Source organism: Arthrobacter sp. OAP107 (assembly GCF_040546765.1).
GTDB lineage: Bacteria > Actinomycetota > Actinomycetes > Actinomycetales > Micrococcaceae > Arthrobacter.
Genome location: NZ_JBEPOK010000001.1, coordinates 2,970,987 through 2,983,105 on the forward strand (window position 1 = coordinate 2,970,987; position 12,119 = coordinate 2,983,105).

The window sequence follows — 12,119 nt, forward strand, 5'->3', positions numbered from 1 at the left end:
TTGGCCGGGACATCCCGCTCCTCGTTTCCGGCCAATCCATCACCCCACACATGATTGGACTAAACATGCAACTCGGGCTTATCACCGATTCACTCGGAAGCCTCCCCCTTGAGAAAGCGCTCGACCTCGCAGCAGAGCTGGAGGTCGAGACAGTCGAAATTGCGACAGGAAACTGGTCTGAGTCACCCCACGCCGATCTGGCCGACCTCCTGTCGAGCGCGAGTGCCAGAGGACACCTCCTTAAGGCAGTAACTTCCCGAGGGCTGAGCCTGAGCGCGCTGAATGCGAACGGAAATCAACTGCATCCCGTCTCTGGCCCCAAACACGATCAGGTTGTCCGGGATACGATCACCGTCGCCGGCGAACTGGGGGTGCCCACAGTCGTCCTGACATCCGGGCTTCCCGGGGCACGAGGCGACTTCAGCCCCAACTGGATCACGACCTCCTGGCCGCCCGAAACCCTTCAGATCCTCGATTACCAGTGGAACGAGGTAGCAATCCCATACTGGGAAGATCTCGCGGAATTTTCAAAAAAACGGGGCGTTCGGCTCGCAGTCGAAATGATTGGCAGCCAGCTCGTGTTCAATGTCGCAACGATGCTCCGTCTGCGTGAAGCTGTCGACAACGAAGTTGTGGGCTGCAACCTGGATCCGTCTCATCTGATGTGGATGGGCGCTGACATTTCCGAAGTCATCCATGCTCTGGGGTCATCGATATTCCATGTACATGCCAAGGACGCTGTCATCAATCGCAGCAAATCAGGGGTTAACGGCGTCTTGGATACGCTTTCCCCTGCGGACGCCCGGGACCGCTCGTGGAACTATGTCACGTTGGGTTTGGGTCACCCGGGCGGTGCCAACTTCTGGGCCGACTTCGTTTACCAACTGCGCTCAGTTGGATACGACGGTCCACTCAACATCGAGCACGAGGACATCCTTGTTGGCTCACGTGAAGGCGTGGCGAGATCCGCTGCCCTGCTGAAGAACGTCATTCTCCGTGACCAGCCAGACTGGGCTCCGGCTCGCATCTGATTCCAGCGCAACTGTACGGGTTTGTCCTGTGGCACGAGGAGGGGTCGCCTGTGCGTTTCTCTCTGATGTCCAGTTAATTGCTCCGGCACCGATAACCACAAGGACAAGGAGATTGCCGCTGGTTCCCGCAACCCCGACACACGTTTCAACCAGACCAAAGGACACAACAATGACCAGAAAACTTTGTGTCGCCGCCATCGGTGCAGGCGGCATGGGTGTCAAGCGGCCCAACACGCGCGTCCACGGCGCCGAAGTGGCCGCCGTCGTCGACGTCGACCTCGCCCGCGCGCGGGCTGCCATCGAAGGCATCGCCGGCGCTGTGGCGATGACCAGCGCCGACGGAGCCCCGAACAACTGGAAACTGGTCCGCACCTTCTCGGGCCCGTGGGAGCTGTACAACCTCGGCAAGGACTCCACAGAACTGGGCGACGTCCTTGCAGAAAACCGGGACGTTGCCGAGTCACTGCTCACGGACTGGGCCCAATGGGCCGGCAGGGTCGGTGTACTGGCCTTTGGACGAATAGTCGAGCTCTACGAGCTCAGAGGCCGCGCCGCAATCGAAGCCGCGGGCTAGCGGGATGAGACAGGTGGTTGCGCCGGTGATGGAAAGCGAGACCCGGCAACGGATAATTGCTCTCCTGTACTCCGCCCCTCAGGGCCCAACAGAGATTGCATCCATGCTCGGCTTGTCCCAGCCTTATATCTCCAACCATCTGGCCGCCCTAAAAAGCCATCGCCTAGTGAAATCCCACAGAGAAGGCAGAAAGTCCGTTTACGAACTCGAAGACAAGGCAAGGGCCGCCATGATGGCGGCCCTCGCCGGCTTCTCCGAGGAGTCTCGAGGCCTCAACGCCGGCCATCGAGGACCCCGGAAGACCGAACTCCACCGGTCGTAACCCTCGCTGGAAGGAGCCCGTACCGGGGCACGGACTGTGCCGAAGCCGCATCGTGTCGCGAACGCGTTGCATATGCGGTCCTTGAATGCGACACCTCACAGCTACTCCCCTGCTAAAAATCGGCGCGAATACTGCCCTCTCGACAGCGACATGCCCTGCCCTGTTTAAGGCCCGCTAGGGGTGCCCTGAGGGCTACACACTGGCGGGCATACTCGGCCCCCACTCGTACGCCAGGACGTCCATCAATCCACGGGCGCGCTGTCCGGCTTCACCGACTTGCGACACCCGGACTACCGTGCCCGCGTAGAGCGGGGCGTGCCCATCACGGTACGCCCGCACCTCATCGGCCATCACCGGAGCCCTCTGCAGACACATGAGCTCTCGTCGACTTCGGTCATGCTGCTGTGCACGGCATGGGCAATGAAGGGATATGAACAACCAGCCGGGCAGCAGGCACCACCGCTCGGGATGGGGCGCTTCAACCCCGGGCGTCATGCTGTTGTCCCGTGCGGAGGAAATGAACAGGTATGAAGAACAAACAGCGCAGCCGGCACGTCGCTTCAGGAAATTTCGCCAAAATTCACAAACGTCATGCAGTCGACGCCGGAGGTAACGATGAAGAAGCAGGAAGACACCACGAACCGGAGAGGAGGAACCCAGTGAACCACCAAGAACGCGGAAAAGAAGATCGGGCCAGATTTTTCTCAGGTCATGTTGCCCAGGCCACGGCTGTCCATGAACAGGTAACGAACGACAGGGGACCGCTCAGCGAGGCAAGTAAGGAGGCACCCGGCCACCAATGAAAAAGGCCCCCGAAGGGGCCCTTCACAACACAATTTGTCCACAGTCAGAGGCTAAAAAGCCCCTGAACAGGGAAAACACGTGCCCGAGGTGGGACTCGAACCAGCCCCTCCCCCTTGTAATCCGCCACTCTTTCGAAAACATCCCCAATCCGGCCCAGTCCGAAGCCGGTACAACCGAAACCGAAGCCCAAGGTGTGGACAGTGTCCACACCCTCTTTTTTGCCAGTCTGAGGACCGTCGATTGAGGCGCGCGCTGCCGGGCCTCAGACCGCCCACTGTCTCCACGCCCCTGCCGGATGGCCCGGGCTCTGCAAACAGCCTGATCCAGCACGGACGCTCGGGGTACGTCTCAGGCCCGGATCCAGCAGGAATCATGGCGTTTCACCTCCTTCAGACATTCATGAACGTACGAACGGAAGCACGCATGACTTGACGCTGGCTCCGCGGTGCAGCGGCCGCCGACCGGTCTTGGCTTCCAGAGGTGCTATCGACGCCTAAACCCGAAAACTTGATCCCCTACGAGAGAACCCGAGATTGCATGGGGCTTCGGTCAGAATGACGAACGCCGAATATCGGCATTTGAGTGCTCGAGTGCCAGGCACAGACGTTGCCAGCACCGGACTTGCTCCCCCAACTTGTAACTATCAGCGAAGGAAGCCGCGGCGTATGGCTTGCGCGACGGCGGAGGCCCGGTCAGAAACGTCGAGTTTGTCATAGATGTGCTGTAAATGAGTTTTGACAGTCGTTAGGGAGATACGAAGTTCGCTGGCGATCTTTTGGCCGGAGTACCCATCGGCCGCTAGGCGGAGGATTTCGACTTCGCGGGAGGTGAGGATTGGTTTTTCGGTCGTCTCCCGGCGAGTACGGAGTTCCCGGGCAAGAACTTCCTGAGCGAAGGGGGCGATGATGGTTCCGCCGGCGCCAACCTGCAGGACGGCTTCCGTGATCTCACTAAGCGATGCTGCCTTCTCGAGGAATCCTCTAGCCCCATGAGTCAATGCCCTGTAGACCGTTGTGCTGTCCATGTAGGCGGTTAGCACGAGGATACTGGTGGGCGAGTCCTCCGCGAACAGCAACTCCAGGACCTGCATGCCATCGAGTTCGGGCAGTTTCAGGTCCATGACGGCCACGTCGGGTTTCAACTGCCGGATGGCCGCGAGGGCACTTTTGCCATCCCCAGCCGAGCCTATGACGTTGATCTGCGGCACGCCCTCCCAATTCTGGGCGAGGCCTTCCCGGTAGACGGGGTGGTCGTCAGCAATGAATACGTTGATGATCTTCACGGCAGCGCCAATGCGTTGCGTATCGTGCGCGCGAAATGGTCGATTTCGAAAGGCTTGGTGAGGTAATCCAAGATGCCTAGACCGCGCAGCTCTGCGATGCGGGCAGGAGTGGCATCTGCCGAGATAATGATGACCGGGATCTGCCTTGTGCGCTCGTCCTGCTGCAGCTGTTTCACGACGTCGACCCCAGACATGTCGGAGAGGTTCAGGTCGAGCAGGATGAGTTGGGGCGACACTGTTTGTGCCAGAGCAATTCCCGATTTGCCGCTGGTTACGGAGGTGAGACTTAGCCCACCCATCCCCGCAATGATGTTTTCCACCAAGCGAATGTTTGCGTGCGTGTCTTCAATGTGGAGGATAGCAGCATCGCCTCCACTGGGGTTGGTTGAGATTCCTGCACCCATCATGGGCGCTATGGCATCATCTTCTGGAGCCGACGCAAGTGGCATCTCAACAAAAAACGTCGAGCCCTCGCCGGGAGCGGTGTGTTCGATGCCCAGAACACCTCCCATTTCTTCGACAAGCTTCCTGGACAGTGCAAGCCCCAAGCCAGACCCTTCGACCTGGGCGGACTGGGGTAGTCGCACGAAGGGTGTGAACAGTCGCTGGACGTCGGCTTCGGTCATCCCGGGACCTGTGTCCATGATAAAGAAACGAAGGGAATCCTCTCCGAGTTCGCACCAGACCCGGACTACACCCTGCGCGCTGTTGAACTTCACGGCATTTCCGAGCAGATTGAGGAAGACTTGCCGGAGCCTCTGTGTGTCAGCTAGAACGTGGCGGTGGAGGGCGCCATGGAGATCGCTAGCGATTTCGATGTCCTCCGCAGCCGCAATCGGGCGCATGAGCTGGAGGGCTTGGTGTATGGATTCAATGGCAGGCACAGGTGCGGTGGCGATGCCGGGAGCCCCGGCTTCGATCCAGGTGATGTCCAGTACGTCGTTTACCAGTGACAGCAGATGGTTGCCGGCGTCGAGAATATGACCGGCACTTTCGGCTGCCGTAGGGCTGAGTGGAAGGTTTTGAAGCAGCTGGGCGAAACCAAGGATGGCGTTCAACGGCGTCCGCAGCTCATGGCTCATTCTGGACAAAAATTCGTTCTTTGACCGGTTGGCACGTTCTGCCTCATGCATTGCATCGCGGGCTGCCCTCTCGGCGACCTTGCGGTCGGTGATGTCAGTGGAGATCCCGCCGAGAGCGTAGGGGTTGCCCGCATCGTCGAGGAGAGGGAATTTGATGGAGAGCCAGCGGCTGTCTTCGTCCGGGGCAGTCAGGTCGCCGATGGTCGCAAGAGGTTCCTCGACTTCGATAGAGGTGGAGGTTCTGATCACCAGATCGTCGTTCTTGGTGTAGTTGTCTGCGACCGGTTTGGCGAACAGATCGTAATCGGTAAGACCAATGATTGATTCTGCGCTGACGCCAAAGCGTTGTGCGTAGTAGTGGTTGGCGATGAGGTACCGCCCGTCAAGGTCCTTGATGTACATCAGTGCAGTCGAGTTATCCAGAAGATCTTTGAGTTGCCGGATCGTTGAGTGCAGATCACCTTCCGCAGAGTTTTGCTCGGTAAGCGCCGTCAATTGGACTACCAAGTATTCAGCCGGGTCCCCTGCCACACGGAACGGCTTGACCCGCGGACGGAAGGCTTCAAGATGATCACCTTGGTGGACGGCCACGGTGGCAGGGTCGGACGTAGTGGAAAGTGCGGCGGCTAGCCGCCGGGTAAGGGCCGGCCCGAGCTCCCCCTCCGTGCCTTGGTTGGGATCAGCGTTGCCCTGGACGAGCGCACCAAATTCGCTGTTGCCCCCGAGAAACACAAGCCGTTCGGAGGTCTCCCTGCGGAAGATGGCAGTCGCCAGCGGCGCCGCGTCGAAGGCGCCATGTTTCAGTCGCTTGAGGGCTTCTGCGGAACTCACGGCAATAGTCTTTCACAACGGCATCGGGCATGAGCAGGCGCGGCGCAGCGGGGCGGGCCTGAATGTCACGAGTGCATGATTGGGCACGACTGGACGGAAGCCCCTGCGCCGCAACTACCTGTGCGGAGGCAATCAGTTCCAGCGATACGAGGTGCCCGCAACGACGCGGGCATGTCAGACCGGAATTAAGACGCGGCCTCAACCGCATCATCCTTTTGGTCAGAAAAAGATCATTCCTTTGGGGCTCCAACCGGCCGATGTGTGTCATATGGATCAGCTAAAGAATTAGGAATGACAAGACCTGGAGGGGCGGGTCAACCAGTCACTACTTCTGAAGCATCCTGGAGGGACAAAGATGTCCAATGTTAGAGTCGCCGTCGACGTCGGGGGCACATTTACTGACGTCTGCATTTTCGACGAAGAAACACAACGCATGCGTGTCACCAAAGTCCCATCAACTCCGGCTGACCCCATGCTGGCGATCCTGAGCGGCGTGGAACGCGCCGAGGTCAACCTTGCAGACGTGTCGCTGTTCTCACACGGCACCACGGTAGCAACGAACGCCCTCATTACGCGAAACTTTCCCCCGGCAGCCATGGTCACGACAAGGGGGTTCCGGGATGTCATCGAGATTCGAGACGGTACGAAAGATGACCTTTGGGACGCATACAACGACGTAAGCGGCCCCTACATCCGCCGCCGCGACAGGTTCGAGGTGGCCGAGCGGATCGATTACGCGGGCAACATCGTCACTCCCCTGGACGAAGAAGAAGCCCGCCGCCTTGCCGCGGTGCTCCGCAAACGAGGTGTCACGACCGTCGCGGTCTGTTTCATCAACTCCTACGCGAATGCCGAGCACGAGATCCGGATGCGGAAAATTCTGGAAGAGGAGCTTCCGGAAGCCACTGTTTCCACGTCCGCCGAGATCCTGCCTGAAATTTTCGAGCACGACCGGTTCAACACTGCCGTCTCCAACGCCGTCCTGGGACCCCTGGTCTCCGGCTACGTCAGCCGACTGGCCGATGAGCTCAAAGACGGCGGTTACGAGGGAGACCTGCTGCTCCTGCATTCCGGTGGCGGATCTATGACCCCGCGCATGGTTAAGCGTTACCCGGTTCGTCTGGCAGCGTCAGGCATTGCGGCTGGTGCCATTGCGGCGAAGCACGTCGCCCAGCAGTGTGGCTTTGAAAACGCGGTGGGCCTGGACATGGGTGGCACCTCTACCGACATTGCCCTGGTCTCCGATGGTGAACTCCGCATCACCAAGGAATGGCAGGTCGAATATGGCCACCCCATCGTCTTCCCCAGCATCGAGGTCCTGACCATCGGCGCCGGCGGCGGGTCGATTGCGCACATTGACATTGCCGGTTCACTGCGGAACGGTCCGCAGTCCGCGGGCGCCGACCCCGGGCCTGCCTGCTACAACATGGGTGGTCAGGAGCCGACCAACTGCGACGCCAACGTGGTCCTGAACAGGCTCGGATCCACCTTGGCCGGCGGCGCCAAGACGCTTGATCGCGGACTTTCCCAGGCAGCGATTAAGCGTGCCATTGCCGAACCGCTCGAGATGAGCGAGGCGGAGGCCGCCCACGCTATCCTCCAGGTGGCAAACGCCAACATGGCCGATGCCGTTCGCCTCATCTCAATCCGCCGCGGCTACGACCCCCGCGACTTCGCGCTGATCGCCTTTGGCGGCGCTGGCGCCCTGCACGGAGCAGAGGTCGCACGGGAACTGAACATTCCCACGGTCGTGGTGCCACCCAATCCCGGCGTCACCTCCGCACTGGGCTGCCTTTTGGTGGACATCAGGCATGACCTGTCCGCGATGTACACCGCGGTCGCCGCCGATGCAGATCCTGAAGACCTGGAGAGCAAATACAGGGCTCTGGAAACTGAAGCCACCGCCCGGCTCCGCCACGAAGGCGTAGCCGAGGAGAACTCTGTCCTGCAGCGGATCATCTCCATGCGCTACCAGGGACAGTGGCGTTCGCTGGCCGTGAATATGGGAACCGGCCCCGGCGCCTTGGAAGAAGCCATTCAGAGCTTCCACCAGCAACACGAGCGCGAATTCGCGTTCCGCCAGGATGACCAGCCCGTGGAGATCTACCAGCTTCAGCTGTCCGCGATCGGCAAAACGCCCAAGCCATCCTTCGCACCCGCGACGGAACGGGTCTCGGAGCCAGGCGAACCTGAGTCGGTCCGGCCGGTGTACTTCGGCACGGACGGCTGGATCGACACTCCCGTCTATGACCGCACCAAGCTCGGTGCCGGCGCAACATTCAATGGCCCGGCCATCATCGACCAGCTTGACTCCACGACCGTCGTGCCTCCGCGGACCACCGCCGAAATCGACGAATGGCTTAACATCCGAATCCACCTCACAGAGTTCAAAGACGAGCAGGAAGCCCAACCATGACCGACGTGATCACCATGCCAGAACTCCACGTCGCGCACACCGGTGCACGACAGGCATCAGGCCTTGACCCCGTGACCTTCGAGGTACTCAAGAACGCCTTCGTCACCAGCGTCGACCTGATGAGCGAGCAAATTCTCCGGACCTGCTACTCCTTCGTCATCTACTCCCGGGACTTCTCCTCGGCCCTCTGCGATGCGAACGGAAACACCGTTATGCAGGGCAGCGGTGACATCGCCGTCCACGTTGGTACCCTGCACTTCCAGTGCAAGGCCGTCATCGACGAATTCAAAGACGACATCCACCCCGGCGATGTGTTCGCCATCAACGACCCGTACCGGGGCGGTACACACTTTAACGACGTCAGCTTCATCCGGCCGATTTTCGCCGGGGGAGAAATCATCGCCTTCGCGCAAAACAAGGGCCACTGGGCTGACATCGGCGGCAATGTCCCCGGTTCGTTCGACGTCAACGCCAAGGAGCACTTCGGCGAAGGTCTGCGGATCACCCCCGTCCGAATTTGGAGCAAGGGTGTCTTCCTTCACGACGTCGCCCAGCTCCTGGTCTCCAACACCCGGGCACCGGGCCAGGCAATGGGGGACCTCCATGCCCAATCGGAAGCGACAGCCGTGTGCGAGCGTGAAGTCCTCCGGCTGGTGGACAAATACTCCAAGTCGACCGTGGTCGCCGCCATGCAGGAAACCCAGGACTACGTCGAACGGATCGTCCTCCGGCGCCTGCAATCCCTGCCCCAGGGAGTGTGGGAGACCACCGATTACATCGATTTCGACCCGGGCAAGGGCGAGGGACTGGTTCCCATCAGGATCAAGCTGACGCTGGACGGCAAGGGCGTCCATTATGACCTGACCGGTTCCGCGCCTGCCGTCGAAACTTTTCTTAACTCCGGCTACGGCACCACCCACTCAGCCATTTACGCCGGCACCAAGACGTTCTTCCCCGACGTTCCGCTGAACTCCGGGTTCTACGCAGCCGTCGACGCCGAAATCGGGCCGGAGGGCACGGTGGTCAACGCGGGTTGGCCGTACGCGGTCACCGGTTTCTGCTCCGGTCCCTACGAAAAACTGATGAACGGGATCTTCGAGCTGTGGTCCCAGATCATGCCCGAGCGGGCCATGGCGTGCGCCTTCAACCTCGAGTACCTCCTGGTGGGCGGCCGTGACGGGCGCACCGACGATAGCCCCTACTTCATGTGGTACGACTGGATGGCCGGCGGATGGGGCGGCAGGGCCTCCAAAGACGGGTCCAGCGCCACGGCCCCGGTCTTTGGCCCTGGGCTGGCGGTCCAGCCCATCGAAGGCCAGGAGCGGCTGTCGCCGGTCCTGACCACCGTGCACCAGATCGGCACTGACTCCGGCGGTCCAGGCAGGTTCCGCGGCGGCCTCGGCATCGAAAAAGGCGGCACCCTGGTTGACGCGACAAACACCGTGGTGAGCTACTGCTGCGACCGGGCGCGCTCCATTACCTGGGGCATCGAAGGCGGTCTCCCGTCCATCCCGCACGGCGTCTGGATGAACAAGGGCACCCACCAGGAGACGTTCCTCGGCTCCAACTTTTCGGCGGTTCCACTGCACTCCGGGGACTCATTCACACGCCCGTCCGCGGGCGGTGGCGGTTACGGTGATCCCCTCGAACGCCCCTTCGACGAAGTCCTCGAAGATGTCATCGACGAGTACGTATCCATCGAACGGGCCGCCAAAGACTACGGCGTCATCATCCGGGAAATCGACCGCGAACTGGACCAGTACGAGGTCGACGAAGCGGCCAGCATCCAGCTGCGCCAGCAGATCCGCGCCGACCGCCCCGCATGGCTGACCGCCGACCCGGCCGTCGTCGCGCAGAAGTACCGGGCCGGAGAGGTCGACATGCTCGATGTCATCCGCCGCCACGGCGTCATTCTCGACTGGGGCACCGGGGAACTGTTCCCCGAGACCACTTCAGAGTTCCGCAAGAGCATGGAAAAGCGTTCCTCGTCCTACTGGCACTAAACGCAGTCCGACCAACACCGGGCCCGCCGGCGCTGATCGCGTCGGCGGGCCCTGTTGTATCCACATCCCCTTGAACTGACCTGAAAGGCACGAAATTGTCCTATTCAAACTACGTTCTACCTGCCACTGAACGGGCCGGTAAATGGTCGTTGACCATGGCCTGGTGGGCAGTGTTCTCCGCCATGTTCTGGATTTACGTCGCGGTGGCCTCCGCCGGCGCGGTCGGAGTGGCCAACACCATCATCGGCATGGTGCTGACCATCATGACGTACGGCGCCATCAACCTGGTGCTCTCCCGTTTTGCCGCACGCACCGGACTGACCGTCAGCCTCTTCTCACGGACGCTCTTCGGTCTGGTGGGCTCCGCGCTGGCGTCATTGATCTTCGCGGCAACGGCCCTCTACTACGCCGTGTTTGAAGGCTCCATCATCGCCGTCGCCTTCCAGCAGTACGTCGGCGGCAGCATCGTCATCTGGTACGCCGTCGTGGTCATCTACGCGATTCCCTTAGCACTGGGAGGCGTTCAGAACTGGCTGGACAAGCTCAACGGCCTGCTGCTGCCCCTCTACCTTGCCGGGCTGATCGCCGTCGTGGTGGCCTCCACCACGATCCAGGGTGTCCCCACCGACTGGATCGGTGCTGCTGCCGCTTCCTCAGCACTGCCCGGCTGGCTGACCTCATACCTTATCTACATGGGTGTCTACATCATGATGATGTACACCTTCGACTACGCCAGATTAGGACGTCAACGCGACGAGAAGTTCCTGGGGACAGTGACATTCGGCTGGGTCTTCTACGCTTTCACGTTCGGTCTCAACGGCCTGGTGGGCATCTACATCATGAGCGCCTGGAAACTCGAAGCCTCAGAAACAGGCGTGGTCCAGGCCTTCATCTCTTCACTTGGGTTTGCCGGGCTGCTCGTCATCCTCATCTCACAGACCCGCATAAACACGGCAAACTACTTTCTGGCGTCAGAAAACCTCTCAGCCTTCGCCAGCCGCGTCTTCGGGCTCAACCTGCCACGCTCTGTCTGGGTCATCGTGTGCGGCGCACTTGCGTTCTTGCTGATGCTCACCGACGTTCTGAGCTACCTTCTCAAGGCACTGGCGTGGCAAGGCGTTTTCGTAACAGCCTGGGTGGCCATTGCACTGGTATTCATCGGCCTCAACTGGAAAAAACGGGACCTCGTCCCAGACATTCGGCCTGCCAACCTCAAAGTAATCAGCCCCGGAGCAGCCGCCTGGGTCCTCGCCTCAGCAGCCGGAATTGCCCTCACGGAACAAACGATATGGCCCCTCGTGGCCCAACTCGCGCCTTTGATAACCATGGCTTTGGCAGCGGGCGTCTATTACGGAGCCTATAAGCTGTCTCCACCACAAATGAGCAGCTCAGGCGAAACCCTCAATCCAGTCGATGAGGACTTGGATCCCGCCATCAGACAGTAAACCCTTCAGCGGAAACGTTGCTGTCACGGGCACGCGAACTCCACCGTACAACGTAGTGCGGTGGAGTTCGGCCGAACGGGCCGGAAGCGTCAAGGCCTTTGCGGTCAGACGCCCTTCTGTGCGCTCTGCACAAAATCACGCCGGGGAGGCATGCAGACCATCCATAGGTCTCAACCAAGTCGTCATGCACACTGTCACGAAACGTGTTGGCATCACGCCATATGCGAACCGTCCACAAATGAGAGATGCGCATGATGCAAAATTCTGAGCTATTTACAAGACCTGCCCAGGCCCAGGGAGTGCCCGGCGAAGGGACACCGTCGTCCCCG

At 60.5% G+C, this 12,119-nt stretch carries 8 protein-coding genes and 1 pseudogene; 7 read left to right on the plus strand and 2 right to left on the minus strand.

Features of this window, described 5'->3' with window-relative positions; all coding sequences use genetic code 11:
• Positions 1-65 precede the first annotated feature (65 nt).
• From ABIE00_RS13760 to ABIE00_RS13775, 4 genes and pseudogenes are all read left to right on the plus strand, one after another.
• The gene (locus ABIE00_RS13760; protein ID WP_354261113.1) at positions 66-1,031 is read left to right on the plus strand and encodes a sugar phosphate isomerase/epimerase family protein; all 966 of its coding nucleotides are present in this window, start codon (positions 66-68) and stop codon (positions 1,029-1,031) included.
• Between the two features lie 169 nt (positions 1,032-1,200).
• A pseudogene (locus ABIE00_RS13765) lies at positions 1,201-1,386 on the plus strand (inositol 2-dehydrogenase); the annotation flags it as partial.
• 247 nt (positions 1,387-1,633) lie between these two features.
• Positions 1,634-1,927, plus strand: coding sequence for an ArsR/SmtB family transcription factor (locus tag ABIE00_RS13770; RefSeq protein ID WP_354263358.1), 294 nt, complete (start codon positions 1,634-1,636; stop codon positions 1,925-1,927).
• A 527-nt stretch (positions 1,928-2,454) separates the two neighbouring features.
• Positions 2,455-2,730 carry a hypothetical protein gene (locus ABIE00_RS13775; RefSeq protein ID WP_354261115.1) on the plus strand — a complete coding sequence of 92 codons (276 nt, stop codon included), beginning with the start codon at positions 2,455-2,457 and terminating at the stop codon, positions 2,728-2,730.
• A gap of 644 nt (positions 2,731-3,374) precedes the next feature.
• Here ABIE00_RS13775 and ABIE00_RS13780 read toward each other — a convergent pair.
• Together ABIE00_RS13780 and ABIE00_RS13785 are read right to left on the minus strand one after the other, a co-directional pair.
• On the minus strand, positions 3,375-4,013 hold the full coding sequence (locus ABIE00_RS13780; protein ID WP_354261117.1) for a response regulator: 639 nt from the start codon (positions 4,011-4,013) through the stop codon (positions 3,375-3,377).
• Positions 4,010-5,926, minus strand: a complete 1,917-nt coding sequence (locus ABIE00_RS13785) for a hybrid sensor histidine kinase/response regulator (RefSeq protein ID WP_354261119.1) — start codon at positions 5,924-5,926, stop codon at positions 4,010-4,012. Before ABIE00_RS13785 ends, ABIE00_RS13780 begins: the two co-directional genes overlap by 4 nt.
• 355 nt (positions 5,927-6,281) lie before the next feature.
• Between ABIE00_RS13785 and ABIE00_RS13790 the strand changes: the two genes are divergently transcribed.
• The 3 genes from ABIE00_RS13790 (at position 6,282) to ABIE00_RS13800 (ending at position 11,790) form a co-directional block, all read left to right on the plus strand.
• The gene (locus ABIE00_RS13790) at positions 6,282-8,342 is read left to right on the plus strand and encodes a hydantoinase/oxoprolinase family protein (RefSeq protein ID WP_354261121.1); all 2,061 of its coding nucleotides are present in this window, start codon (positions 6,282-6,284) and stop codon (positions 8,340-8,342) included.
• Positions 8,339-10,345 (plus strand): hydantoinase B/oxoprolinase family protein, encoded by a 2,007-nt coding sequence (locus ABIE00_RS13795; protein WP_354261123.1) that lies wholly within the window; start codon positions 8,339-8,341, stop codon positions 10,343-10,345. The genes ABIE00_RS13790 and ABIE00_RS13795 overlap by 4 nt, the downstream gene beginning before the upstream one ends.
• 155 nt (positions 10,346-10,500) lie before the next feature.
• Positions 10,501-11,790 (plus strand): purine-cytosine permease family protein, encoded by a 1,290-nt coding sequence (locus ABIE00_RS13800; protein ID WP_354261125.1) that lies wholly within the window; start codon positions 10,501-10,503, stop codon positions 11,788-11,790.
• The last annotated feature ends 329 nt before the right edge of the window (positions 11,791-12,119 follow it).